Source organism: Streptomyces sp. NPDC002773, assembly GCF_040295605.1.
Classification (GTDB): domain Bacteria; phylum Actinomycetota; class Actinomycetes; order Streptomycetales; family Streptomycetaceae; genus Streptomyces.
In genome coordinates, this window is sequence record NZ_JBEOVO010000016.1 from 127,065 (window position 1) to 151,497 (window position 24,433).

Annotated in this window: 21 protein-coding genes; 10 read left to right on the forward strand and 11 right to left on the reverse strand. The window is 71.1% G+C overall.

Annotation, left to right across the window (positions count from 1 at the left end):
* Window positions 1-230: 230 nt before the first annotated feature.
* From ABT034_RS20755 to ychF, 4 genes are all read right to left on the reverse strand, one after another.
* Window positions 231-5,528 (reverse strand): caspase, EACC1-associated type, encoded by a 5,298-nt coding sequence (locus ABT034_RS20755; protein ID WP_351217204.1) that lies wholly within the window; start codon window positions 5,526-5,528, stop codon window positions 231-233.
* On the reverse strand, window positions 5,525-5,884 hold the full coding sequence (locus ABT034_RS20760) for an effector-associated constant component EACC1 (protein ID WP_351217206.1): 360 nt from the start codon (window positions 5,882-5,884) through the stop codon (window positions 5,525-5,527). The genes ABT034_RS20755 and ABT034_RS20760 overlap by 4 nt, the downstream gene beginning before the upstream one ends.
* A gap of 106 nt (window positions 5,885-5,990) precedes the next feature.
* Entirely contained in the window at window positions 5,991-6,260 is a 270-nt protein-coding gene (locus ABT034_RS20765; RefSeq protein ID WP_351217208.1) for a hypothetical protein, read from the reverse strand.
* Window positions 6,261-6,586: 326 nt separating this feature from the next.
* Window positions 6,587-7,675, reverse strand: coding sequence for a redox-regulated ATPase YchF (ychF, locus tag ABT034_RS20770; protein WP_351217210.1), 1,089 nt, complete (start codon window positions 7,673-7,675; stop codon window positions 6,587-6,589).
* 404 nt (window positions 7,676-8,079) lie between these two features.
* Here ychF and ABT034_RS20775 point away from each other — a divergent pair, with 404 nt between their 5' ends.
* The gene (locus tag ABT034_RS20775; protein WP_351217280.1) at window positions 8,080-8,598 is read left to right on the forward strand and encodes a DUF6542 domain-containing protein; all 519 of its coding nucleotides are present in this window, start codon (window positions 8,080-8,082) and stop codon (window positions 8,596-8,598) included.
* 28 nt (window positions 8,599-8,626) lie between these two features.
* On the opposite strand, the gene ppgK is transcribed toward ABT034_RS20775, so the two are convergent.
* Together ppgK and ABT034_RS20785 are read right to left on the reverse strand one after the other, a co-directional pair.
* On the reverse strand, window positions 8,627-9,370 hold the full coding sequence (ppgK, locus tag ABT034_RS20780; protein ID WP_351217212.1) for a polyphosphate--glucose phosphotransferase: 744 nt from the start codon (window positions 9,368-9,370) through the stop codon (window positions 8,627-8,629).
* Between the two features lie 30 nt (window positions 9,371-9,400).
* Window positions 9,401-10,444 carry a 4-hydroxy-3-methylbut-2-enyl diphosphate reductase gene (locus tag ABT034_RS20785; RefSeq protein WP_351217214.1) on the reverse strand — a complete coding sequence of 348 codons (1,044 nt, stop codon included), beginning with the start codon at window positions 10,442-10,444 and terminating at the stop codon, window positions 9,401-9,403.
* A gap of 54 nt (window positions 10,445-10,498) precedes the next feature.
* On the opposite strand from ABT034_RS20785, the gene ABT034_RS20790 reads away from it, so the two are divergent.
* From ABT034_RS20790 to ABT034_RS20805, 4 genes are all read left to right on the forward strand, one after another.
* Complete coding sequence (locus ABT034_RS20790) at window positions 10,499-11,950, forward strand: APC family permease (protein WP_502973004.1); 1,452 nt, start codon at window positions 10,499-10,501, stop codon at window positions 11,948-11,950.
* 106 nt (window positions 11,951-12,056) lie between these two features.
* On the forward strand, window positions 12,057-13,274 hold the full coding sequence (xseA, locus tag ABT034_RS20795) for an exodeoxyribonuclease VII large subunit (protein ID WP_351217218.1): 1,218 nt from the start codon (window positions 12,057-12,059) through the stop codon (window positions 13,272-13,274).
* A 59-nt stretch (window positions 13,275-13,333) separates the two neighbouring features.
* Complete coding sequence (locus ABT034_RS20800; protein WP_351217220.1) at window positions 13,334-13,615, forward strand: exodeoxyribonuclease VII small subunit; 282 nt, start codon at window positions 13,334-13,336, stop codon at window positions 13,613-13,615.
* Window positions 13,616-13,870: 255 nt separating this feature from the next.
* On the forward strand, window positions 13,871-14,461 hold the full coding sequence (locus tag ABT034_RS20805) for a malonic semialdehyde reductase (RefSeq protein ID WP_351217222.1): 591 nt from the start codon (window positions 13,871-13,873) through the stop codon (window positions 14,459-14,461).
* A gap of 81 nt (window positions 14,462-14,542) precedes the next feature.
* Here the strand turns inward: ABT034_RS20805 and ABT034_RS20810 are convergent, their stop codons facing one another.
* A complete protein-coding gene (locus ABT034_RS20810) occupies window positions 14,543-15,076 on the reverse strand; it encodes a DUF4245 domain-containing protein (RefSeq protein ID WP_351217224.1) in 534 nt (177 codons plus the stop codon).
* 117 nt (window positions 15,077-15,193) lie between these two features.
* On the opposite strand from ABT034_RS20810, the gene glpX reads away from it, so the two are divergent.
* Window positions 15,194-16,228, forward strand: a complete 1,035-nt coding sequence (glpX, locus tag ABT034_RS20815; protein WP_351217226.1) for a class II fructose-bisphosphatase — start codon at window positions 15,194-15,196, stop codon at window positions 16,226-16,228.
* Between the two features lie 168 nt (window positions 16,229-16,396).
* Here glpX and ABT034_RS20820 read toward each other — a convergent pair whose 3' ends face one another.
* A complete protein-coding gene (locus tag ABT034_RS20820; RefSeq protein WP_056551586.1) occupies window positions 16,397-16,768 on the reverse strand; it encodes a WhiB family transcriptional regulator in 372 nt (123 codons plus the stop codon).
* A gap of 146 nt (window positions 16,769-16,914) precedes the next feature.
* The gene (locus ABT034_RS20825) at window positions 16,915-17,661 is read right to left on the reverse strand and encodes a DUF1707 SHOCT-like domain-containing protein (protein ID WP_351217228.1); all 747 of its coding nucleotides are present in this window, start codon (window positions 17,659-17,661) and stop codon (window positions 16,915-16,917) included.
* A 345-nt stretch (window positions 17,662-18,006) separates the two neighbouring features.
* Here ABT034_RS20825 and ABT034_RS20830 point away from each other — a divergent pair, with 345 nt between their 5' ends.
* From ABT034_RS20830 to ABT034_RS20840, 3 genes are all read left to right on the forward strand, one after another.
* Window positions 18,007-19,677 (forward strand): fumarate hydratase, encoded by a 1,671-nt coding sequence (locus ABT034_RS20830; protein ID WP_351217230.1) that lies wholly within the window; start codon window positions 18,007-18,009, stop codon window positions 19,675-19,677.
* A gap of 173 nt (window positions 19,678-19,850) precedes the next feature.
* On the forward strand, window positions 19,851-20,501 hold the full coding sequence (locus tag ABT034_RS20835) for an HAD family acid phosphatase (RefSeq protein WP_351217232.1): 651 nt from the start codon (window positions 19,851-19,853) through the stop codon (window positions 20,499-20,501).
* Between the two features lie 76 nt (window positions 20,502-20,577).
* Window positions 20,578-21,417, forward strand: coding sequence for an arylamine N-acetyltransferase family protein (locus ABT034_RS20840; protein ID WP_351217234.1), 840 nt, complete (start codon window positions 20,578-20,580; stop codon window positions 21,415-21,417).
* Window positions 21,418-21,459: 42 nt separating this feature from the next.
* Here the strand turns inward: ABT034_RS20840 and ABT034_RS20845 are convergent, their stop codons facing one another.
* The gene (locus tag ABT034_RS20845; protein WP_351217236.1) at window positions 21,460-21,975 is read right to left on the reverse strand and encodes a hypothetical protein; all 516 of its coding nucleotides are present in this window, start codon (window positions 21,973-21,975) and stop codon (window positions 21,460-21,462) included.
* 122 nt (window positions 21,976-22,097) lie between these two features.
* Between ABT034_RS20845 and ABT034_RS20850 the strand changes: the two genes are divergently transcribed.
* Window positions 22,098-22,781, forward strand: a complete 684-nt coding sequence (locus ABT034_RS20850) for a lipoprotein (RefSeq protein ID WP_351217238.1) — start codon at window positions 22,098-22,100, stop codon at window positions 22,779-22,781.
* Between the two features lie 86 nt (window positions 22,782-22,867).
* Here ABT034_RS20850 and ABT034_RS20855 read toward each other — a convergent pair whose 3' ends face one another.
* Entirely contained in the window at window positions 22,868-24,397 is a 1,530-nt protein-coding gene (locus ABT034_RS20855; RefSeq protein WP_351217240.1) for a ricin-type beta-trefoil lectin domain protein, read from the reverse strand.
* Window positions 24,398-24,433: the final 36 nt, after the last annotated feature.

Sequence of the window (24,433 nt, forward strand, 5' to 3'; positions counted from 1 at the left end):
CGACAGGCGAAGCCCTCGCATTCCACGGCACCGGCCACCGCGTAAGGCGCTCGTGTCGTGTCGTATCCGCGTGCCATATCGCCCCCGTCTCGAGTGACACGAACGTATTTCGCGGAGCCGGTACGAGGCAAGGAAAGACCCCGTTCCATGTCAATCCTCTGTAGCGCACCTTCCCTTTCCCTGAGGGAACTGTCCTCCGTGTGTCACCCACCGACCGACGCGCAACTGCGTCAGTTGCCGTCGCCTGTTCCTGAAACCACGGACGGACTGTCCGCCTCCTCCCCCGAGGTCCGCGGCGTGGGGATCGCCGACATCGGCGAACCCACCGAGGGATGCGCCTCCCCCTGCGTGAGGTAGACCTCGCGCCGCCGCAGCTGCGCCTCGTCGAGGTCGAGGGAGAGAAGCGGGCCGAGGACCGCTTCGGCGCCCTGGGCGGCGAACGTCTCGGCGGTGCCGTCGGTGTGGTGTTCCAGCCACTCGAGTGACCAGTCCACGACCCGACGTGTCTCGGCCGCCGAGAGGTCCTCCAGCGCGAGCAGGGATCTGAGGAGGAAACGCGACCGCCATTCCGGCATCCGGCGCTCCAGCCACGCGAGCGACCAGGAGATCGCCTTCGTGCGCTGCGCCAGTGTGAGGTCCGTACGCTTCAGGCGGGACTCCAGCACGAAGCTGACGTCGAGCGCGGTGGGGTCCGCCGACACCCGGGTGACCACCAGCGATTCGACCGTCGCGGCCTGTTCGGCCGGCAGGTCCGCGCGCTCGGCGAGGACGCCCAGCACGCGCCAGGTCTTCGCCGTCTCCTGCTGGGAGATCCACCGCAGTCCGCAGTCGGCCAACCTCCTGGCCTGGTCCCCGCTCAGGTCCGTCCGGCCGAACAGCGAGCGCAGCGTGCGGTGCAGCTGCGGTGAATGGCTGTGGCTCTCCAGCCAGGCGATGCCGGCGTCCAGTACGTCGTCGAGGTCAGCTCCCCCGATCCGGTCGTGTCTGGCCAGCCCGACCACGATGTGCCGCGCCGCACGGCTGGTTCTGTGGGTCTCCAGCCAGCCCATCGCCTGCGGAAAGACCCACTCCCACTCGTCATCCGCCAGGTCGCCCCGGTCCAGCAGGGGCTCGAGGACGAAGCCCGCCTCCTTCATCGACAGATGCCGGGTGAGCCATGTGCGGGTGAACGTGAGGATGTCCCGCACCCGCTCCTCCACGAGGCCGGTGCACTTGAGCAGTTTCTCCATGACGAAACTGGCCTGGGACTCGGACCCGCAGTGCCGCAGCCAGCCGATGGCCAGAAGGACACTGGCGTCGAGCTGCGCCTCGTCCAGACCGGGATGGGAGAGGAGCAACTCCAGCACGTGCCGGGCACGCGACTGCTCTCCGTACCTCAGGAGCCACTGCAGGCTGTACGCCACCACGGCGTCGAGGTGCCCGTCCGACATCTCGGATGCCCTGAGCAGCCGCTGGATCAAGTGCGTGGCGGTGACGTCCGCCCCGTGCACCTCCAGCCAGTCCAGGGCCGAGGTGACGGCTCTCCTGGTGAGTTCCCCCGCCGGCTCGGAATGCTGCAGCATCGGGTGCTCGAGCACGGCGGTCAGGACAGTGAGCGCCTCCACCTGCGTGGCGTTCTCCTCGAGCCACTCCAGCCCGGAGACGAGCGCCCGCAGCTTCTCCTCGTCCGTACGCGCGGTGCGGCCCCCGAGCGACCTCTGGAGCTGCTGGACCTCCATCCGGGTGCTGGTGTTCCGCCGCTCCCAGATCTCGGACAAGGCGCCGGCCTGGGCACGCTGTTCGGGCGTGAGTTCGGCCCGCCCGAGCAGCTCCGGCAGAAGGCGATCGGTCCCGGGTCCCGGGCAGTGCCGCTCGAGCCACGTCAGGCCCTCCTGTACGCCGACTGCGGCCTCCTGCGCCGTGAGGTCGTCGCGCGCGAGGAGTGCGCCGAGCAGGTGGCCCGCGCTTCTCCCCTCCCGGTGCTGCTCCAGCCATTGGGCCGTCCGGCAGGCGGCGAACCGCACCTCGTCGGGCGGGAGGTCGGCACGGAGGAGAAGCTGCGGCAGAACGCGATCGGCCGTTTCTTCGAGGCCGTGGATGCGCAGCCAGCAGTTCGCCGAGACGACGGCCAGGTCCGCCTGCTGGTCGGTGAGGTCGGATCGGGCCAGCAGGACGGGCAGGACATAACTGGCGTCCTTGGCCTCCTTGTGCTGCGACAGCCATTCGTTGGCGAAGGTGGCGGCCCGACGGGCCTCGTAGGCGGGAATGTCCTCCCGCTTGAGCAGGTGCTGCAGGACGTACCCCGCCGATTCCCTGTGTCCGTGCAGTTCCAGCCAGGACATCGCCTGCCCTATGGCCAGTCGAGCCTGCTCGTCGGTGAGATCGAGCCGGGTCAGCATCCTGGGCAGGAGGAAGCTGGCGGCTGCCTCGGTCGCGTGGAGGTCCAGCCAACGGCCCCCGAATCCGACGACGAGATCGCGTTCGTCGGGGTGGAGGTCGCCGCGCTCGAGCAGCCGACCGATCAGGAAGTCGCCGTGCTTCTCCGTCGCGTAGGCCTCCAGCCACCGGACTGCGGACCCGACCACGAGGTCTCGTTCGTCGGGGTGGAGGTCGTCGCGCTTGAGCAGCCGACGGATCAGGTAGTCGGCGTCCGTCTCCGTCGCGTGGGACGTCAGCCACCCGACCGCGTGGGTGATCGTCCGCCGGGTCTGCGGCCTGGTCGCTCCGTGCATGCCCAGTACCGCGTGCAGGATCCAGTTGGCACGCTGACTGTCCCAGTGGTGCTCCAGCCACTCGAGCGCCAGCGTGACGGCGTAACGGAGCTCCTCGCGCGGAAGGTCGGGGTGGTTCACCAGAGCGAGCAGGACCTTCGACGAGATCTCGAAGGTGATGTGGCGCCCTGTCCAGTCATAGGCTTCCGCGATCGCGCGGCGCACTTCGTCGTCGGTCAGGTCCTTCCGGCCCAGGAGGGGATGGAGGACCAGTCCGGTCTGCCGCGCGGCCCTCGAGTGTTCGCACCACCGCAGAGCCGCGGGGACGGCCTTCCTCGCCTGCTGGACGGTGAGGTCTCCGCGGGTGACCAGGGCGCTCAGGACGAAGTGGGCTCCCTGGGACTGGCCGTGGAGATTCACCCAGCCGACCGCGTTCTCGAGGGACGGGCTCAGTTCGGCCGGCAGGTCCGTTCTGCTGAGCAGCGGGCCAAGGACGTAGCTGGCGTCCTGCCGCCAGCCGTACGCCTCCAGCCAGCGCAGTGCCGCCGGGACGAGCAGGGCCGCGCTGTCGGCGGGCAGGTGCCACAGGCCGCTGTGGAGGAGGTGCCGGGCATCCGTCGTGTCGCCGTACTCCTCGAGCCAGGGACCGGCGATCTCCTGCCAGTTCCGTACTGCGGCCTGCGACCAGGGCGGCCCGTATACGAGCGCCCCGAGGGCGTAACCGCCCGCGTCGGCGTCGCGCCGCATGACGTCGCCGATGGCCGGGGCGTTGTCCGCGAACCAGCGGTCCAGCAGCTCCGACACGGCGGCCAGGGGCTGGGGCGCCAGGTCGTTCATCAACCGGGCGAGGTTCGTCGCGTAACGCCCGAGCGTCCGGGGGCTGGTGAGCGAGCCGCTCAGCAGCGACAAGGTCCTCCGCCGGTCCGGTCTGCGGGAACCAGGGGGGAAGATCACCGACTCGACGAGCTGGTCGCAGACGATGTCGTGGGCGGTGGTCACCATGTCGGTCTGGTCGTCGCGCTGCAGCCAGCCCAGGTCGAGCAGGGTTTCCACCACCTCCTCCGCCTCCGGGGTGCCCTCGGACGCCTCGGGCAGCGACGCCTCGGCGGTCGCGACCACCTCGGCGTACAGCTGCGGACAGGCTGCCGCCGCGGCCGCGGCGGCCGCGACCCGGTGGAAGGCGGTCCCTCCCTGACGGGTCCCCTTGCTCTGCACGACAGCGAGGTCGTCCTCCCCCAGCCGGCTTCTGAGCCAGGTGGACAGATCACCGCTCGCCCGCAGACCGGACAGGTCCCGCAGGCCGCCGGTCGCCACCCGACGCTCCACCTCACGGGCGACGAGGAGCGCGATGATGGGACGGTGGCCGCAGATCTCCCACATCCGGTCCAGGCCGAACCGCTCGATGGCCGTGGGCGCCATCCTCGTCAGCGCCTGCTCCGCCACCAGCCGCTGGAATTCCTCGTCCTGCCGCAGATCGACCTCGTCGAAGAGCTCGTACAGGTGGATCTCGTTCATCTTGCGCAACCACCCGGGCCGCGCCGTGGCGAGCAGGGCGACCTTGATCCCCTTCCGGCGCGCCTCCGGCAGGAGGTGGTGCCGGAGTGTGGTCAGGTCGAGCCGGGGGTTGTCGTCGTCCTGCACGAAGTAGTGGTTGAGGTAGTCCATGACCACCAGGGCCGGGGTGTCCTCGGCCAGCACCTGGCGGATGATCTCGGCGGTGACGTCCTCCTTTCCGCTGGGGCGCAGATGCAGCACGCGCCACTCCTTGTCCAGCGCCAGCCGTCCCACCTCGAGGACCGTCCGGGTCTTACCGGTGCCTGCCGCACCGATCAGCAGGACGCCCCGGCCGTCGGAGTCGCGGAGGCGGGAGAACAACTGGGACCGCTCGGTCTCGTGGCCCTTCCCCGGGGACACGTAGGGAAGACATTCGGGGGTGAGGTTCCGCTCGAACGCACCGAGCCCCGCGACGTAACGCTCCTGGGCGATCACGGGAAGCAGCGGATCGGGACCGGGAGACGACGCCTGCTCCGAGACCCCGTCCGCGGACATGGCCGCGGGCTTCCCACCGGTGTAGGCCCGGTTGCGGGCGAGCGGGATCTGGTCGCCCTCGCCGACGCAGGCGATGCGGGGCTCGGGCACCCGCTTCGTGCCCACCGTCCGGCCCTTCAGCTTGGTCCTGAGGACCTGGAGGACGTCACCGGTCAGGAGGTGGCTCTGTTCCTCGCCCCTGCGCCCCTTGTTGTCCAGGGGCCCCGTGATGCCCTCCTTGAGTACGTCCACCAGCGCGCGGGTGAACACGCTGCCGTCCGGGAGGCAGAGCGACTCCTCGGTCTCCGCGGCCGAGGTGAGGACACAGGCCCCCTCGATGTCGAAGGCCTCGCCCTCTTCCGCCGGGTCCCCGCCGCCCATGCGTAAGGCGAGCCCGCTGTGGCAGCAGTCGATGATGACGACCTTGCGCCGCGCCCGGGAGGCCACGATCGGTGCCTTGAGATCCTTGTACTCGACCGAGTGGTAGGGATGCAGGTCGCTGGACTTCCGCGTGGCGAGGAGCAGGTCCTGCATGTCCCGGGAGTAGTGACCGTGCCCGGCGAAGTAGATGAGAAGCAGGTCGGAGGCCTCGGCGGCGGCGGTGTGGACGGCCCCGAGAAAGTCGACCCTGTTGCTGTCGGCAGGAACGACTTTGTAGTCCCCCCAGCCGAGCGCCTCCATCTCGGGGTCGGTCAGCAGGTCGAGCAGTGCGGGGATGTTCTTGGCGACTCCTTCGAGGTCGGAGAACTCGTCGTAGTCATGGACGCCGAAGAAGACTGCCCGGGAGCGCGGGGCCGAGCGGTCGGTCATGACTGGGCGGCGTCGTCGCTCGCGTCTCCGGCTTCCAGGCGGCGCAGCAGCTCCGCCAACTGCTCCGCGTCGAGATGGCTGATGTCGACCGTCGTGCTCCCGAAGGTCAGCGTGCGCGCCCCCCGGGCCCCGCCCCTGGCCCGCGCGAGCCGCCAGCCGGCGTAGCCCACCGCGAAGTTCGCGATGTCGCCGACAGATCCCAGAACGATTTCCAGAGCGTCCAGCGTGCCCATGGCGGGCCCGGGCGTGGAGACGGCGGCGACGGACAGCGTCCGCGCGTGCGGGTCACGAGCCAACCACCCCTGAAGCTCCGTCAAAGCCAGCTTCTCGCCGTCACTTTCGACGCGAACACGCATCTTGGGACCCCCTCGTCCGTGTGTGAGCAGACGTCGATGCTAAGGGACCGACCCACCACCCCTCGACCGAAAGCCCGGGACTGCTGCACGGATAGGTGGTGCGGGCTCAGGGCCAGATCAGGTCGTTCTGGGCGGCCGCCTCCAGCCCGGACGCGGCGACGGTACGGCGCACATGGGCGTCGAGGCTGCCCTGGTGAAGGCGGCGGAAGACGTCGAGGATCACCGCGTCGTCGGGCTCCGGACGGAATTCGAGGCGGCCCGGGCGCGCGGGTACGCCGCAGGCCGGCGTCCAGCGGTAGCGGAACCGCTCGACCAGAGGAGACATCCCCGCGGCGACGGCCGCGTCGATACGGGCCTGGGCCTGCTCCCGGACCACAGGGTCGTCGCGCCAGCCGGGCGGCAGCTTGAGCGAGTACTCGGCCCGCGGTGCCGAGGAGCGGAGCAGTTGGACGGCCGCGCCGGCGTCCGTGAAGTCGAACCAGTCCAGGGCAGGGACTCGAAAAGTGCTTCCTCGCCCATAACGAGGGGGCGGATGACCAGATCCGCCATGTGAGGGGTTCCTTCCGGAGAGCGACGCGCTCCCCTTCAGAACCTCGGCGTCCCAACACACCGCACCGCGCCCCCACCCGCACGCCACCGTACGGACCGCAAAGGCCGCCCGACCCACTCCTTCGCGGGTCGGACGGCCTTTCGCCGAACGTATTAGACGTTGAAGCGGAACTCCACCACGTCGCCGTCCTGCATGACGTACTCCTTGCCCTCCATGCGGGCCTTGCCGGCTGCGCGGGCGTCGGCTACCGAGCCCGTTTCGACGAGGTCGGTGAAGGAGATGACCTCGGCCTTGATGAAGCCCTTCTGGAAGTCGGTGTGGATGACACCGGCCGCCTCGGGGGCCGTCGCGCCCTGCTTGATCGTCCAGGCGCGGGATTCCTTCGGGCCGGCCGTCAGGTAGGTCTGGAGGCCGAGGGTGGCGAAGCCGACGCGGGCGAGGGTGGCCAGGCCCGGCTCCTCGGCGCCGACGGACTGGAGGAGCTCCATGGCGTCCTCCTCGTCCAGCTCGGCGAGGTCCTGCTCCAGCTTGGCGTTGAGGAAGATCGCCTCCGCCGGGGCGACCAGGGCGCTCTGCTCGGCCTTGAACGCGTCGTCCGTCAGCTCGTCCTCGTCCACGTTGAACACGTAGAGGAACGGCTTGGTGGTGAGGAGGTGCAGGTCGTGGAGGAGCTCCGTCTTCTCCGTGCCCTGCACGATGCCCTGCGAGAAGAGGGTGTCGCCGCGCTCCAGGATCGCCTGGGCGGCCTCGACCGCCGCGACCTTCGGCGCCGTGTCCTTCTTGATCCGCATCTCCTTCTGGAGGCGCGGGAGGACCTTCTCGATCGTCTGGAGGTCCGCGAGGATCAGCTCCGTGTTGATCGTCTCGATGTCGTCCTTCGGCGAGACCTTGCCGTCGACGTGCACGACGTTCTCGTCCTTGAAGGCACGGATGACCTGGCAGATGGCGTCCGACTCGCGGATGTTCGCCAGGAACTTGTTGCCGAGGCCCTCACCCTCGCTCGCGCCGCGCACGATGCCCGCGATGTCGACGAAGTCGACCGTCGCCGGGAGGACGCGCTGCGAGCTGAAGATCTCCGCGAGCTTGGTGAGGCGGGCGTCGGGGACACCGACGACGCCGACGTTGGGCTCGATCGTGGCGAACGGGTAGTTGGCCGCCAGCACGTCGTTCTTGGTCAGGGCGTTGAACAGGGTCGACTTGCCGACATTCGGCAGACCGACGATTCCGATCGTGAGCGACACGGTGGCGACTTCCTGAAGTGTGGACGGGGGGCCGATCCCCCAGTTTACGGGCGGGCCGAACCGGCCAGTGACGCCGACCTTCGGTCGTTCTCGGGGGCAAGGTCACCCAAAGGGCGTGTCCCGGACCCGCTTCCCGCCCCCACCCGACCTACGTTGGTGGGGTGGAGCAGCACAGGACAAGTCAGCCGCAAGGCCGCCGACGGCCGCAAAACCCCGTCGCGCCGCCCGTCACGCCCCCCGGCGCGCTCGTGGAGGGTGCGGCCGTCCACCGCGTGACCGGCCGGGCCCGGCGGGCTCCGGACGGCGCCCGCGTCGAGCCCGCCGGCGCCGCGGGGCCGGCGGGCAAGGCGGCTGGGCGCGCGCCCGGCGGCCGACCGCCCGGCGCCGAGCCCGGCGGCCGGCCCGTGCCACCCGTCGTGCTCGCCCTCCGGCGGCTTCCCTCGCCCCGGCTCACCGGGCTCGGCGCCGGGCTCTTCGCCTCCGCCGTCATGCTGACGCTCGGCTTCCTCGACCGGCTGCTCCTCGACGGCTCCCCCGTCGCGTACGGGCTGCTGTTCCTGCCGGTCAGCGCCCTGACCGCGCTGTGGGTCCGTACCGCCGACCTCGTCACCGCCCCGATCGGCGTCCCCATCGCCTTCGCCGTCGGAGTCGTCCCCATCGCGGGCGGCTCCGGCGGCCTCGGCGGCCAGGCCATGGCGGTCGTGACCGCCCTCGCCGTCCACGCCGGCTGGCTGTACGGCGGCACCCTCGTCGCCGGGCTCATCGCGAGCGTGCGGAAGGTGCGGGAGATGGGCCGCCGGCAGCAGGCCCGCGCGATGGCCCCGGCGGCCGGCGACACGCCGGGCGCCGGGACCGGTGGGGCGGGTGGGGCCGGTGGGGCTGGTGGGAGGGCCGGGGCCGCTCGCCGCCGCCCCGTCACCTAACCCCCCTCACACCGCCCTCACACCCCCCTCACACCGCCCTCGCCGCCATCCCCGCCCCCACGATCCCCGCGTCGTTCTGCAGTTCCGCCGGGACGATCTCCGCGCGGATGCCCTCGATCAGGGGCAGGAACTTGTCCGCCTTCCGGCTCACCCCGCCGCCGATGATGAAGAGTTCCGGCGAGAACAGCATCTCCACGTGCGCGAGGTACTTCCGGACGCGGCGCGTCGCCCAGTGTTCCCAGGTGAGGTCCTCGTCCTCCTTGGCCTTCGTCGACGCCCTGGTCTCCGCGTCGTGGCCCTTGAGTTCCAGGTGGCCCAGTTCCGTGTTGGGGACGAGGCGGCCGTCGACGAAGAGGGCCGAGCCGATGCCGGTGCCCAGGGTCAGCATGATCACGGTGCCCTTGCGGCCCCGGCCCGCGCCGTAGGTCATCTCCGCGACCCCGGCCGCGTCCGCGTCGTTGAGGACGGTCACCGGGAGGCCGCCGAGGCGGTCGCTCAGCAGGGTGCCCGCGTCGACGTCGATCCATGACGGGTCGACGTTGGCCGCCGTACGGATCACTGAGCCCGTGACCACGCCGGGGAAAGTCACCCCCACCGGTCCTGTCCACCCGAAGTGCGCCACGACCTCCGCGACGCAGCCCGCCACACCGTCGGGTGTGGCGGGCTGCGGGGTCAGTACCTTGTGGCGCTCCTCGGTGAGCGCTCCGCGCTCCAGGTCCACAGGGGCGCCCTTGATGCCCGAGCCGCCGATGTCCACTCCGAAGACGTTCATGGACCCCACGGTAAGGGCTGTGGCGCCGTGTTACTCCTTGACAGGCGCGGCCGCGAGAAGCTTCGCCGCCTCGGCCCGCAGGTCCTTGTTGCGGAGCTCCTTGGGGAGCGAGAAGGTGAGGGACTCGTCGGCCGTCTTGACGATCTCCACGTCCGCGTAGCCGCGCTCCGCGAGCCACTCCAGGACCTCCTGCACCAGGACGTCCGGGACGGAGGCGCCGGAGGAGAGGCCGACGCTGGTCACGCCCTCCAGCCAGGCCTCGTCGATCTCGCTCGCGAAGTCGACGAGGTACGCGGCGGGGACACCGGCCTGCTTGGCGACCTCGACCATGCGGATCGAGTTCGAGGAGTTCTTCGAGCCCACGACGATGACCAGTTCGGCCTGGCCGGCCAGCTCCTTGATGGCGATCTGGCGGTTCTGCGTGGCGTAGCAGATGTCGTCGGACGGCGGGGAGATCAGCTGCGGGAACTTCTCCTTCAGCGCGTCGACCGTCTCCATCGTCTCGTCGACGGAGAGGGTGGTCTGGGAGAGCCAGACGACCCGGGACGGGTCGCGGACCTCGATCTTGGCCACGTCGCCCGGGCCGTCGACCAGCTGGATGTGGTCGGGGGCCTCCCCGGAGGTGCCGATGACCTCCTCGTGGCCCTCGTGGCCGATGAGGAGGATGTCGAAGTCCTCGTTGGCGAAGCGGACGGCTTCCTTGTGGACCTTGGTGACGAGCGGGCAGGTCGCGTCGATCGTCTTCAGGCGGCCCTCGCGGGCCTCCTCGTGGACGGTCGGGGCGACGCCGTGCGCGGAGAACATCACGATGTTGCCCGGCGGCACCTCGGTCGCCTGGTCGACGAAGATGGCGCCCTTCCGCTCCAGCGTCTGGACGACGTACTTGTTGTGGACGATCTCGTGCCGGACGTAGATCGGCGCCCCGTACTGCTCCAGGGCCTTCTCCACCGCGATCACGGCACGGTCCACGCCCGCGCAGTAGCCGCGGGGTGCGGCGAGCAGGACACGCTTCGGACGGTTCGTCGCGGGGGCGGACTCGGGCGTCGGCGCGGGCGTTGCAGTCATGCGTCCCATCGTAAGGCCGCGTCGGTGAGCGGTTTGATCGGCGCCGTGGCCGAAACTGTCGCCATGGCCGAGGAATCGCAGGTGGCGGGGGACGGGGAGCACTCGGGGGACGGGAAGCAGCCGGGGCGCGGGGGCCGCGCGGAGCGCGGGGACCGGACGGAGCCGGGGGGCCAGTCTGATCCCGGGGACCATACGGCGCTTCGGCGGAACCTCGGGTTCCGTGACCTGGTCGTCTACGGGCTGCTCTTCATCGCCCCCATGGCGCCCGTCGGCGTCTTCGGCACGCTCGACGCCAAGTCCGGCGGCGCGGTCGCACTCGTGTACGTCGTGGCCACCGTCGCCATGGCGTTCACGGCGTTCAGTTACGCGCAGATGGTGCGGGTCGCTCCGCAGGCCGGCTCCGTCTTCACGTACGCGCGTAAAGGTCTCGGCGAAGGGCCGGGATTCGTCGCCGGCTGGATGGCGATGCTCGACTACCTGCTCATCCCGGCCGTCGCCTACCTCTTCGCGGGTATCGCGATGGAGGCGCTGGTGCCGGAGGTGGACCGGTGGGTGTGGACCGGGATCGCCGTCGTCGTCACCACCCTGCTCAATCTCTGGGGTGTACGGGCCGCCGCCCGGGTCGGCTTCGCCGTGCTCGCGATGGAGATCATCGTGCTGCTTGTCTTCGTCGTCTCGGCCGTGGTGGTGCTCGTACGGGACGGGGCACGGCGCGACTGGTGGTCGCCGCTCACCGGGGACGTCTCGTTCTCGCTCGCGGCGGTGGTGGGCGCGGTGTCGGTGGCCGTCCTGTCCTACCTGGGCTTCGACGCCATCGCCTCCTTCGCGGAGGAGGTCACGGGCGGTTCGGCGAAGGTGGCGCGGGCGGTGCTGTTCTGCCTGGCCCTCGCGGGCGTCCTCTTCGTTGCGCAGTCCTGGCTGGTCGCGCTCCTCGAACCGGTCTCCTCCGCCGAGCTCGCGGCGGATCCCGGGAAGCAGGGCTCGGCCTTCTACGACGCCGTGGAGACCTCGGTCGGCAGCTGGCTGCACGACCTCGTGGCCGTGTCCAAGGCCATCGGCGCGGCTTTCGCGGCGCTCGCCGGGCAGGCGGCCGGCGGCCGGCTCCTCTTCGCGATGGGCCGCGACCGGCGCCTGCCGCACGTGCTCGCCCGGACGGACGGGGGCGTGCCCCGGGTGGCGCTGCTCGTGGCCGCGACGGTGACGATGATCGCGGCGGTGTGGGCGGCCCGCCGGGACGACGGCCTCGACCACCTGGTGTCGGTCGTCGACGTCGGCGCGCTGACGGCCTTCGTCCTGCTGCACGCGAGCGTGGTGGGCTGGTTCGCGGTACGGAGGGCGGAGGGGCCGCCGCACTGGCTGAAGCACGTCGTCCTTCCGGTGCTCGGCGCACTGATCCTGATCGCGGTCATCGTCGAGGCCTCGGCCGCGGCGCAGGTGGTGGGTGTGGTGTGGCTGGGAGTGGGTTTGGTGGTGCTCGCCGTGCAGGGCGCGACGCGGACACCGGTGGAGCGGTAGGGCTGCCGTACGAGGAGAGGCCGGGGCCGGGTTGTCGTACCGCGCACCCTGGCGTTGTCGTGCCGCGCACCCTGGCGTTGTCGTACCGCGCCGTTACGCTCGGTCCATGGGTCTGAACACGTCCGCCGAAGCACCGCTTCCCGTCGGTGAGGTCTCCCGGCTGATCGGGGGGTGGATCGACCGGCTCGGGGCGATCTGGGTCGAGGGGCAGATCACGCAGCTGTCGCGGCGCCCCGGCGCCGGGGTCGTCTTCCTCACGCTGCGCGATCCCTCGTACGACATCTCCATCGGCGTCACCTGCTACCGCCAGGTCTTCGACGCCGTCGCGGACATCGTGTCGGAGGGCGCCCGGGTCGTCGTGCACGCGAAGCCCGAGTGGTACGCGCCGCGCGGGCAGCTGTCGCTGCGGGCGGTGGAGATCAAGCCGGTCGGCATCGGCGAGCTGCTCGCCCGCCTGGAGCAGCTGAAGCGGAGCCTGGCGGCCGAGGGGCTGTTCGCGCTCGACCGGAAGAAGTCGCTGCCGTTCCTGCCGCACCGGATCGGGCTCGTCTGCGGCCGTGCGTCGGCGGCGGAGCGGGACGTCCTGGAGAACGCGCGGCGGCGCTGGCCCGCCGTCGCCTTCGAGGTGCGGAACGTGGCGGTGCAGGGCGTGAAGGCGGTTCCGCAGGTCGTCCAGGCGGTCAAGGAGCTCGACGCGCACGAGGACGTGGACGTGATCATCGTCGCCCGCGGCGGCGGCAGCGTCGAGGACCTGCTGCCGTTCTCGGACGAGCAGCTCGTCCGGGCCGTGGCCGAGTGCCGTACCCCGGTGGTCTCGGCGATCGGGCACGAACCGGACGCGCCCCTCCTCGACCTGGTGGCCGACCTGCGCGCCTCGACGCCGACGGACGCGGCGAAGAAGGTCGTGCCGGACGTCGGCGAGGAGCTGGAGCGGGTGCGCGGGCTGCGGGACCGGGCGCTGCGGACGGTCCGGGGGCTCCTCGACCGGGAGGAGCGGGGCCTCGCGCACGCGCTCGCGCGGCCCGTCATGGAGCATCCGCAGCGCATGGTCGAGGTCCGCGAGGACGAGGTGGCGGCGCTGCTCGCCCGGAGTCGGCGGGTCCTCGGGCACCTCCTGGACCGGGCGGACTCCGAGCTGTCGCACACGCGGGCGCGGGTCAGGGCACTGTCGCCCGCCGCGACACTGGAGCGGGGGTACGCGGTGCTCCAGCGGGCGGACGGCTCGGTGGTCCGCTCACCGGAGGAGGCCGCGGAGGGCGAGGAGCTGCGGGCGCGGGTCGCGGAGGGCGAGTTCGCGGTGCGCCGCGTGGCCGACCCGGCCTGAACGGACATCCAGAGAGCATGCAGGGCAGAGAGAACCGGACACGGAGGGTGGAGCGGCACATGGCAGCGGGCACGGGTACGGGTGCGGGTGCGGGTGCGGGAACGGGAACGGGAACGGGTGCGGACGAGGCGGCGCTCGGGTACGAGGAGGCGCGGGACGAGCTGATCGAGGTCGTACGGCGCCTTGAGGCGGGCGGGACGTCCCTCGAGGACTCGCTCGCGCTCTGGGAGCGCGGCGAGGAGCTCGCGAAGGTCTGCCGGCGCCGCCTCGAAGGGGCCAGGGCCCGGCTGGACGCCTCGCTCGCGGCGGAGCGCGCGGCGGAGGCGGAGACGGAGGCCTAGGCGGGGGCCTGAGGCGGAGGCCTGAGGCGGAGGCCTAGGCGAAAGGGGCGCGGCGGGGGCGGGGGCCGGCGTAGGCCCCGCCGGCCCCGGCCGGTGTAAGGCCCGGTCGGGACGCGAGCTGACGTAGACTCCGAGTGAAGCGGATCACTATCCGGATGGATTAGTTGAAGTTTCATCAATCATCGGCGTAGTGTCGAGGACATCGCTTGAACCCCGTACGAGCGACCCCCCTTTGCAGTCCGGAAGGTACGCAGCATGTCTCTCGCCCTTGACCCCGCCGCCCAGGACCTCCTCTTCCGCGAGGCCCGCACCGCCAACACGTTCGCCGACGAGCCGGTGACCGACGAGCAGGTCCAGGCGATCTACGACCTGGTGAAGTACGGCCCGACCGCCTTCAACCAGACCCCGCTGCGCATCACCCTGGTCCGCTCCCCCGAGGCCCGCGAGCGCCTGGTCAAGCACATGGCCGAGGGCAACCAGCCCAAGACCGCCGCGGCCCCGCTCGTCGCGATCCTCTCCGCCGACAACGAGTTCCACGAGGAGCTCCCGGCCCTGCTCCCGCACTTCCCGCAGGCCAAGGACATGTTCTTCGCCGAGCGCCCGGTCCGCGAGCAGTCCGCCGTCCTGAACGCCGCCCTCCAGGCCGCGTACTTCATCGTGGGCGTCCGCGCCGCCGGCCTGGCCGCGGGCCCGATGACCGGCCTGGACTTCGCCGGCCTCCAGAAGGAGTTCCTGGACGACGACCACACCCCGCTGATGGTCGTCAACATCGGCAAGCCGGGCGAGGACGCCTGGTTCCCGCGCTCCCCGCGCCTGTCCTACGAGGACGTCGTCACCACCGTCTGAGCCCGACGGTACGCAGGAAGGGCCCCGCACTCCACGAGTGCGGGGCCCTTCCCGTACGCCTGCACCGCTACCGGTGCCCGCTCAGACCTTCTTCGACCGGAGCGCGCCCGCCATCTCGGCCAGCTGCTCGAAGGACGCCGTGCCGGTCACCACCGTCGTCGCCCCGCCGTCCACGCGGACGAGGGCGTCGTACTTCGGGCCCTCCCAGCGCTGCCAGACCTGGCCCGCCACCGTCTGCGTCTTCCCGGTGTTCTTCGCCCGGTGGGTGACGTCCGGCACGAAGGTGTTCGCGGCCGCCGTCGACTGGTGGATCGCCACGTACTGCGTGTCCGGGGAGAGGAAGCCGAGCTGCCAGGCGTCGGCGTTGTCCCGCTTGTACGAGACGACCGTCGCCTTCCACCCCTCACCGAGGCCCTCGGGGGCCAGCACCGGATACGGCGCCGCCCGCTGAGCCGTCAGGAGCTCGACCCGGTAGTCCTTCGCCTTGACCGGGTCGGCGCTCTCGTCGTGCGGGATGAAGAGATACATCACTCCCGCGGCGACCAAGATCACCCCGAGGGACTGGAACATCCCGCGTACCGTCTGCCTGCCTCGCATACCTGCCACGCCCCCCATGGTCGCATCACGGTCGCGTGCTCATACGTGGGCCCCTCTGCTCATTTTGTCGACGTACCGATAGAGTCGCAGCACCCTCCCTTAACCGGCCGTCGCCGTACAGAAAGGTGCGTTCCGATGACCGAGCAGCAGAATCTGCCGCCCGAGCTCGTGGTCTCCCCCGAGGCCCCCGACCGCAACCTCGCCCTCGAGCTGGTCCGCGTCACCGAGGCCGCCGCCATGGCCGCCGGCCGCTGGGTCGGCCGCGGGGACAAGATCGGCGCGGACGGCGCGGCGGTCAACGCCATGCGGACCCTGATCTCCACCGTCTCGATGAACGGCGTGGTCGTCATCGGCGAGGGCGAGAAGGACGAAGCCCCCATGCTCTTCAACGGCGAGCGGGTCGGCGACGGCACCGGCGCCGAGGTCGACATCGCCGTCGACCCGATCGACGGCACCACGCTCAACGCCAAGGGCATGCCGAACGCGATCGCCGTCCTGGCCGCCGCCGACCGCGGCACCATGTTCGACCCGTCCGCGGTGTTCTACATGGACAAGCTGGTCACCGGCCCCGAGGCCGCCGACTTCGTCGACATCAACGCCCCCGTCTCGGTCAACATCCGCCGGGTCGCCAAGGCGAAGAACTCCTCGCCCGAGGACATCACGGTCATGATCCTGGACCGCCCCCGCCACGAGGGCATCGTCAAGGAGATCCGCGAGACCGGCGCCCGGATCAAGTTCATCTCGGACGGCGACGTCGCCGGTTCGATCATGGCCGTCCGCGAGGGCACCGGCGTCGACATGCTCATGGGCGTCGGCGGCACCCCCGAGGGCATCATCTCCGCCTGCGCCATCAAGTGCCTCGGCGGTGTCATCCAGGGCAAGCTGTGGCCGAAGGACGAGGCCGAGCGGCAGAAGGCGCTCGACGCGGGCCACGACCTGGACCGGGTCCTCTCCACGAACGACCTGGTCAGCGGCGACAACGTGTTCTTCGTCGCGACCGGCATCACCGACGGGGAGCTGCTGCGCGGGGTCCGCTACCGCGCCGAGACGGCGACCACGCAGTCGCTCGTCATGCGCTCGAAGTCCGGCACGATCCGCCAGATCGACTCCACGCACCGGCTCTCGAAGCTGCGCGCGTACAGCAAGATCGACTTCGATCGCGCGAACTGACCCGAACCCGGGCGGGCCGCCGCCTGAGCCGAGCTGCGCTGAGCCAGGCTGAGTCGAGCCGATCCGGTCCGAGCCTGCCTCGCGGGTACGAAGAGGGGCGCCCCCCCTGTGCGGTGGGGGCGCCCTTTCCCGTACGGGGACGGCGACGGGGTCCGCTCTCGGCGGCCCTCAGCCCGCCTGGGCGATCCGCTCCGTCGCGGCCGCCTTCCTCAGTTCCACCTCGCGCCGCCGGCGCCGGGCCAGGGCGACGCGGCGCTCCGCCGCGGTCAGCCCGCCCCACACCCCGTACGGCTCGGGCTGGAGCAGCGCGTGCTCCCGACACTCGACCATCACCGGACAGCGCCCGCAGACCCGCTTCGCCGCCGCCTCACGCGCGAGCCGCGCGGCGGTCGGCTCCTTGGAGGGCGCGAAGAACAGCCCGGCCTCGTCCCGGCGGCACACCGCCTCCGCGTGCCAGGGACCGGCCTCGTCCTCCCGGGCAGGGGCGCGCTGAGGGGGCACGGCGGCGACCTGGAGGGGCTGATGCGGCGGTTGCAGCACGGTCTACTCCTGACGACGACTTCGCGAGCGAGCGGCGATGCACCAGCCTTACCCGCTGTGCGCGCGCCTATGCACCGCGTCCCGCGCCGTTCCGCTCTGCGGACAACCGAGGGCGAATTCCGGTCACCCTCCGAGCCGTTGAGGTGTCAGTGGCCGAGGTGCTTGCGGAGCTTGTCCTGGAGGTCGGTGATCCACTTGCCGCGCTTGGGTCTCGCCTCCACGTTGCCGAAGACGGAGTAGCCGTTGATGACGACGACCGGGGCCTGGGGGTCGACGCCCTCCAGGGTCACGACCTCGAAGTTGCCGAAGACCCCGCTGCCGTTGCCCCGCAGGCTGATGTTCTCCGGGACCCGCACCTCGACGTTGCCGAAGATGGAGGTGGCGTTGATGGTGGTGAGCCGCTGGGCGAAGATCGCCTCGGTCAGGTCGATCTCGATGTTCCCGAAGAGCGCGAAGGCGTTCGTCCTGCGGCCCACCCGCCAACGGCCCTTGCGGGTGGTGCTGGAGAAGATCGCGACGAGGCTGTCGGCGGGGCCGCCCTGGTCGTCGGCCCCGTAGGCGTAGGCCGGCTCGGGCTCCTGGCGGGTCCCCGTCCCCGCCGCCGGCAGGTCACGGACGATCGGCTCCAGCTCGCCCACCGTCTTGGCCCGGAGGACGGCGTCGATCCGGTCCGAGTGCTCCTCGGGGTCGAGCCGCCCCTCCGCGAGGGCGTCCCTGAGGATGTCCGCGATCCGGTCCCGGTCCGCGTCCGAGGCTCGCAACGAGCCCCGCGGATCGGCGAAGCCGGTCTCGGCGGGCACGGCCGGCTGCTGCGCCTGCGCCTGGGGCTGCGGCTGCGGCTGCTTTCCGGACGCGGGTTCGGACGCGGGTTCGGGCTGCTTTTCGAGGTCCACGGAGCCAGCCTAGCGAAACGCGATAGATCGCGACCAGAGGGCGGGGCCGCGACCTGTGGACAACGCCCCGAACGGACCGGCGGAGAGGCCGGTTCGCGACCACCGCCGAGAGACCGGCCGCGCGGGTCCCAGAGGGAACGCCTGGCTACCCCGGAAGACCGGCCGCGCGAGTCCCTGAGCGGGTCCCTGAAAAGCGCGCCCCCACCCCCACCCCGCCACTCCGGCGTGATCCCCGCTCCAAGTGAGCCTTACCTCACAGGACCGGGGCCCGGCCCGCGTTCTACGCTGGAGGGCGCACTGCCAACGGAGGCGGTGCGCCGTCTTGCCGAGTGAGGAATGGCCCCCATGCCAGAGTTTGCGTACTCCGATCTGCTCCCCCTGGGAGAGGACACCACGCCCTACCGCCTGGTGACCTCCGAAGGTGTCTCCACCTTCGAGGCCGACGGCCGTACGTTCCTCAAGGTCGAGCCGGAGGCGCTGCGCACCCTGGCCGCCGAGGCGATCCACGACATCCAGCACTTCCTGCGCCCGGCCCACCTGGCCCAGCTGCGCCGGATCATCGACGACCCCGAGGCCTCGTCGAACGACAAGTTCGTCGCGCTCGACCTCCTCAAGAACGCGAACATCGCCGCCGCGGGCGTCCTCCCCATGTGCCAGGACACGGGCACCGCGATCGTCATGGGCAAGCGCGGCCAGAACGTCCTGACCCCGGGCCGCGACGAGGAGGCCCTCTCCAAGGGCATCTACGACGCGTACACCAAGCTCAACCTGCGGTACTCGCAGATGGCCCCGGTCACCATGTGGGAGGAGAAGAACACCGGCTCGAACCTGCCCGCGCAGATCGAGCTGTACGCCACCGACGGCGGCGCGTACAAGTTCCTCTTCATGGCCAAGGGCGGCGGCTCCGCCAACAAGTCCTTCCTCTACCAGGAGACGAAGGCCGTCCTCAACGAGGCGAGCATGATGAAGTTCCTGGAGGAGAAGATCCGCTCGCTCGGTACGGCGGCCTGCCCTCCGTACCACCTGGCGATCGTCGTCGGCGGCACGAGCGCCGAGTTCGCGCTCAAGACCGCGAAGTACGCCTCCGCGCACTACCTGGACGAGCTGCCCTCCGAGGGCTCGGCCGAGACCGGTCACGGCTTCCGCGACAAGGAGCTCGAGGAGAAGGTCTTCGAGCTGACGCAGAAGATCGGCATCGGCGCGCAGTTCGGCGGCAAGTACTTCTGCCACGACGTCCGGGTCGTCCGCCTTCCCCGCCACGGCGCCTCGCTGCCCGTCGCGATCGCCGTCTCCTGCTCGGCCGACCGCCAGGCCGTCGCGAAGATCACCGCCGAGGGCGTCTTCCTGGAGCAGCTGGAGACGGACCCGGCCCGCTTCCTGCCGGAGACGACCGAGGACCACCTCGACGAGGCCTCCGACGTCGTGACGATCGACCTCAACCAGCCGATGGACGACATCCTGGCCGAGCTGACCAAGTACCCGGTCAAGACCCGCCTCTCCCTCAACGGCCCGCTGGTCGTGGCGCGCGACATCGCGCACGCCAAGATCAAGGAGCGCCTGGACGCGGGCGAGGAGATGCCGCAGTACCTGAAGGACCACCCGGTCTACTACGCGGGCCCCGCGAAGACCCCCGAGGGGTACGCCTCCGGTTCCTTCGGCCCGACGACGGCCGGCCGCATGGACTCGTACGTGGAGCAGTTCCAGGCGGCGGGCGGCTCGAAGGTCATGCTGGCCAAGGGCAACCGCTCGCAGCAGGTCACGAACGCCTGCGGCAGCCACGGCGGCTTCTACCTCGGCTCGATCGGTGGCCCGGCGGCGCGGCTGGCGCAGGACTGCATCAAGAAGGTCGAGGTCGTCGAGTACGAGGAGCTCGGCATGGAGGCGGTCTGGAAGATCGAGGTCGAGGACTTCCCCGCGTTCATCGTCGTGGACGACAAGGGCAACGACTTCTTCCAGAACCCGGCCCCCGAGCCGACGTTCACGCACATCCCGGTGCGGGGTCCCGGCCTCGGCTGATCCCCTCCCGCTCTCGCGAAGCCCTCGTCCCCAGGTGAGTTCCTGAGGACGGGGGCTTCGTCGCGCTCCGCTCAGAAAGTCGCTACCGACTGGTAGCCCTTCCGACGCCTACTGGCCAGTATGGGTCGCGAGCATGTCAACCACTGAGCCGGTCGACCCCTCGGGAGCCCCCCATGCCCTCCACACCCCCCACCCCCCTCCGCAGGCGCGCCGCCGCCGGGACCACGGGCGCACTCGCCCTGACCGCGTTCCTCGTCGTCGGTACCGCGCCCTCCGCCTCCGCCGCCGACCCCGACACCCACCTCACGTCCACCGCCGCCCTCAAGGACGTCGACTACGCGACCTGGCGGCGGGACGTGGCGGCCGTGGTCGCCGAGGCCCGCCCGTACGTCGAGGAGCGCTCCGAGGACGCCGGCCGCGAGAAGCAGGCGATCGTCCTCGACATCGACAACAGCTCCCTGGAGACGGACTTCCACCCGTTCTGGGAGCTGCCGACCCCGGCCATCCCGGAGGTCCGCGACCTGGTCGACGACGCCCACGCGCGCGGGGTGGACGTCTTCTTCGTCACCGCCCGCCCGGGCATCCTCCACTCCCTCACGGACTGGAACCTGAAGCAGGCCGGCTACCCGGTCGACGGTCTGTACGTGCGCTCACTGCCGGACCTGTTCGCCGAGGTCAGCGCGTACAAGACGGCGAAGCGCGCGGAGATCGAGGCCAAGGGCTACACGATCATCGCCAACATCGGCAACAACACCACGGACATCGTCGGCGGCCACGCCGAGCGGGCGTTCAAGCTGCCCGACTACGGCGGCAAGCTCTCCTGACAACCGCCCGACGAACCCCAGCCGTTGGCCCTCCCGCCGACTAAACTGATCACCTGTTCGAACACCGAGGGGGATCATGATCGACGTCGACGGGTATCTGGCCGTGCTCGGGGTGGCCCGGCCGGCCGCCCCGACCGCCGAGGCGCTGTGGGCACTGCACCGGGCGCACGTGGAGCGGGTCGCCTACGAGAACCTCGACATCCATCTGGGGCGGCCGACGGGCATCGACGCCGCGGGATCCGCGGCCCGGGTCCTGCGCGGGCGCGGCGGCTACTGCTTCCACCTCAACGGGGCCTTCAGCGAGCTGCTTTCGGCCCTCGGTTACGACATCACCCTGCACCGGGCCGGGGTGCAGGGCACCCCCGCGGACCCCGCGGGCGCGCACGGCGACCATCTCGCGCTCACCGTGCGGCTCGACGGCGAGCGGTGGCTGGTCGACGCCGGGCTCGGCTGCGGAATGTACGAGCCGCTGCCGCTGCGCGAAGGCACGTACACCCAGGGGCCGTTCACCTACACGATGGTCCCCTCGGACGCGGCGCCCGGCGGCTGGCGGTTCACCCATGACCCACGCGGTTCGTTCACGGGGATGGACTTCGCGCCGGAGCCCGTGGAGCTGTCCTCCTTCGCCGCGGAGCACGAACGTCTCTCCACCTCCCCCGACTCCCCCTTCGTCCGGGTCCTCACCGCCCAGCTCCGCGACGCCAAGGGCGTGGACGTGCTGCGGGGCTGTGTGCTGCGCCGGATCGACGCCGGGGGCACGGACGACCGGACCATCGACTCGGCCGACGACTGGTACGGCGTGCTGGCCGGTGTGTTCCGGCTGGACCTGACCGACGTCGACGCCGGCGCGCGGGCGGAGCTGTGGCAGCGCGTCCGCACCGCCCACGAGGAGTGGGAGTCCGCGGCACTGCGGTGACGGGTCTGCGGGTCCCTCCTCAGGGGCTGATCAGGTCCCTCCTCAGGGCCTGATGTGGAAGTCGAGCTTCGAGTGGTCGCCGTCCGGGGTCGAGCGGATGGTGCCGCGCGCGTCCTTGAAGTCGCCGGTGCCGCCGGTGACGGCGATGTCGAAGGCGGCGAGCGTCTCGTCGGCCGGATCGAACGACACCATGGCCTGGCCCGTCAGCTGCCCGCCGGGGCCGCCGTTCAGGACGAAGGTGCCCACGCACATCATGTCGCTGGGGTTGCCGGCGCGTACGACGGTGCAGCTCACGCCGTCCCGGCCGATCTTCTCGCCGCCCTTGGAACGGTAGAGGTCCTCGGCGAACGCGAAGGAGTCCCCGACCTTGGGCGCCTGCCCGGTCTCCTCGCCCGCCTCGCCGGGGATCTCCTTGGCGTAGACGGTGAACTCGAAACCGTTGGCGGCGGCGGCCGGGACGGCGGCGACGGGGGCGGCGGCGACGGCGACGGCGGTGAAGGCACCGGTCGCGACCGCGCAGGCCCCGAGCACGCGGATCCTCCTGAAGCTCCGGAACATGTTCTGCCTCCTGCCTGCTGCGGGGCGCGGGACGCCCCTCTGGGGTCCGCTTCACATTGTCCGGCTCACGGCCCGGGTCCGCCCGTCCGGCGCCGCTGCGGCCCGGAGCTACGCTGACGCGCATGAGACACCCGATACGGACCCTGGCCCCGCTCGCCGCCGCGCTGGTGGCGGGGCTGACACTGACGGGCTGCGGCGCTGTCGAGCCGATGCCCGAGGTGACGCAGGGCGCACGACCGGGGGCGCCGGCCACCGAGGCCCCGCCCGCCTCCCGGGCACCCGCCACCCAGGCGCCGGCCGTCGCGGCGGCTTCGGGGGTGAGCGTCGGCGGTTCCGGCACCGCGTGCGCGCTCCCCGTCTCCTTCGCGGTGGCGGAGAAGTGGAAGCCGAAGGCCATCAAGAATCCCGAGGACCCGGAGTTCGCGGCGCTCACGCACCAGGGGCCGGCCGTCATCCGCTGCGAGGTGGACGCCAAGCCGGCCGGGAACATCGGGTTCCTGCGCGTGTGGACGGCGGCCGGCACGGGGCCCGCCCGGGCCGCCCTCGAAGGCTTCGTGAAGGCGGAGAAGGGCGTCTCGAAGGCCGTCTACAAGGAGACCGCGGCCGGCGGCGCACTGCGCGTCACCGAGGTGACGTACACGGTCTACAACGACCTGATGGAGGAGTCGAAGGAGGAGCGGGCCTTCGCCGTCGCGACCCCGAAGAAGGGGACGGTGATCGTGCACCTCGGCGGGCTCGACAGCGAGGAGCACCAGGAGATGCTCCCGGCGTACGAACTGGCCCGTACGACTCTCAAGGTCCTCTGACTCCACCTGAGCGCGCCTCCCACGGCCTGCGGGTGTGGCCCCCGTCCGGGTGGGACGGGGGCCACGGCGTTCCCTACCGCGCGGGTCTACGCGAACTTCTGGCCGGCCGAGCCGTCGCAGTTCTGCAGCCTGACCTGCTGCTTCGCCGCGCTCAGCGTGAGGCACTGCCCGGTCGCGGCGGCGGGCCGGATCGTGGCGCCGTCACGGACGAACCTCTGGTTGGCGCCGCCGTGGCAGTTCCAGAGAACGAGCGCCGTGCCCGCCGCGTACGAGGTGCTGGGCACGTCGAGGCAGCGGTCCTGGGTGAGCCCGGTGTGGACGGTCTGGCGGGCGGAGTCGTACCACCAGAGCTGGTTGCGGCCGCCGTGGCAGTCCCAGCCGAAGACCCGGGTGCCGTTGGCGCTCCGGGCGCTGTCCACGTCCAGGCAGTTGGCGGTGGCGCCGTTCTTCAGCGGCTTGTACGCGTCGTCCCAGGCGAGCGGGAAGAGCGTCGGCCTGCCCGTGGAGTTGACGTCGGCGCAACTGGCCTCGCGGGCGCCGGAGTCGTAGATCTGGGTGAGGCAGGACGCGAAGGCGGCGTGCCCGCGCGCGTTGGGGTGGAAGGACTGCCGCACCGAGTTCTCGTCGGGCGTCCCGGGCTTGGAGAGGTCGATGTAGAGGCCCCGGGCCCAGGGGTCCTCCATACAGACCTCGTGGCCGTGGAAGAGCCGCGAGTTGTCGAGGTAGACGGCTCCGGTGGAGGCGGCGGCCGCGCGCATCCCGCGTTCGAAGGCGGGGACGGCGGTGTTGCGGCCCCAGACGGTGTCGGAGTCGTAGCCGAGTCCGCCGCAGGCGAGCTTCCCGGGGAAGTCGGGGTTGTCGTTGAAGTCGGGGCCGATGGGGCTGGGGTAGCCCATGAGGACGAGCTTGTAGTCCCCGTCGGCGTATCCGGCGCCGCGCATGACGCTCTTGAGGTCGCGCACGGTCTGCTCGACCTTGGGGACGAGTCCGTCGACGCGGGCCTGCCAGCCGGGGGCGTACTTCGGCTCGCAGGGGCCCTGGAGGGTGAGGTACCGCGTGACGCAGTCCGTCATCACGGGCCCGAACTGGAGGTCGTCGTTGGCTCCGGCGACGAGCAGGACCATCTTGATGCGGGTGTTGCGCGCCTTGATGGCGAGGTTGTCGCTCTGGACGAGCTCGTCGGCGTACTGCTTCGAGCCGCCGATCCGGATGTTTCCGGAGTACGCGCCGGAGCAGGACACGTTGAAGGTGAGGTCCGCGGCGATCCCGGTGCGGTGGATGGCGGCGTCGGGCGAGCGGTGGCACCAGTTGGTGGGGCCGTTGGTGGGGGGCTCGTACGTGCCGACGCCCTCACCCGAGATCTCGCTGTCGCCGAGCGAGATCAGGCCGGTCCTCCGCTGGGCGAGCGGGCGCTCCTCGGGGCTGCCGTAGATCTTCGTGGCCTCGGCGGCCCGGATCGCCTCGAGGTCGGGCGGGAGCGGTACGGCGGCCGTGACCGCCGTCGTGCCGGTTCCGGTCGCGCCGGCCGGGGCGGCGGCGGTCATCGTGCCGAGCGTGGCTGCGGCCGCGGCGACGACGGCGATGGGCCAGCGGAGTCTGTACCTGGTGCGCGTCATTGCGCCTCCTGGAAGTGGGGTTACCCACGGTTTTTA

Excerpts from the sequence above, each read along its gene's own strand:
- ABT034_RS20755 (WP_351217204.1), bottom strand. The coding sequence starts at position 5,528 with ATGACCGACCGCTCGGCCCCGCGCTCCCGGGCAGTCTTCTTCGGCGTC.
- ABT034_RS20760 (WP_351217206.1), bottom strand. The coding sequence starts at position 5,884 with ATGCGTGTTCGCGTCGAAAGTGACGGCGAGAAGCTGGCTTTGACGGAG.
- ppgK (WP_351217212.1), bottom strand. The coding sequence starts at position 9,370 with ATGAACGTCTTCGGAGTGGACATCGGCGGCTCGGGCATCAAGGGCGCC.
- ABT034_RS20785 (WP_351217214.1), bottom strand. The coding sequence starts at position 10,444 with ATGGGACGCATGACTGCAACGCCCGCGCCGACGCCCGAGTCCGCCCCC.
- ABT034_RS20790 (WP_502973004.1), top strand. The coding sequence starts at position 10,499 with ATGGCCGAGGAATCGCAGGTGGCGGGGGACGGGGAGCACTCGGGGGAC.
- xseA (WP_351217218.1), top strand. The coding sequence starts at position 12,057 with ATGGGTCTGAACACGTCCGCCGAAGCACCGCTTCCCGTCGGTGAGGTC.
- ABT034_RS20800 (WP_351217220.1), top strand. The coding sequence starts at position 13,334 with ATGGCAGCGGGCACGGGTACGGGTGCGGGTGCGGGTGCGGGAACGGGA.
- ABT034_RS20805 (WP_351217222.1), top strand. The coding sequence starts at position 13,871 with ATGTCTCTCGCCCTTGACCCCGCCGCCCAGGACCTCCTCTTCCGCGAG.
- ABT034_RS20810 (WP_351217224.1), bottom strand. The coding sequence starts at position 15,076 with ATGGGGGGCGTGGCAGGTATGCGAGGCAGGCAGACGGTACGCGGGATG.
- glpX (WP_351217226.1), top strand. The coding sequence starts at position 15,194 with ATGACCGAGCAGCAGAATCTGCCGCCCGAGCTCGTGGTCTCCCCCGAG.
- ABT034_RS20830 (WP_351217230.1), top strand. The coding sequence starts at position 18,007 with ATGCCAGAGTTTGCGTACTCCGATCTGCTCCCCCTGGGAGAGGACACC.
- ABT034_RS20835 (WP_351217232.1), top strand. The coding sequence starts at position 19,851 with ATGCCCTCCACACCCCCCACCCCCCTCCGCAGGCGCGCCGCCGCCGGG.
- ABT034_RS20840 (WP_351217234.1), top strand. The coding sequence starts at position 20,578 with ATGATCGACGTCGACGGGTATCTGGCCGTGCTCGGGGTGGCCCGGCCG.
- ABT034_RS20845 (WP_351217236.1), bottom strand. The coding sequence starts at position 21,975 with ATGTTCCGGAGCTTCAGGAGGATCCGCGTGCTCGGGGCCTGCGCGGTC.
- ABT034_RS20850 (WP_351217238.1), top strand. The coding sequence starts at position 22,098 with ATGAGACACCCGATACGGACCCTGGCCCCGCTCGCCGCCGCGCTGGTG.
- ABT034_RS20855 (WP_351217240.1), bottom strand. The coding sequence starts at position 24,397 with ATGACGCGCACCAGGTACAGACTCCGCTGGCCCATCGCCGTCGTCGCC.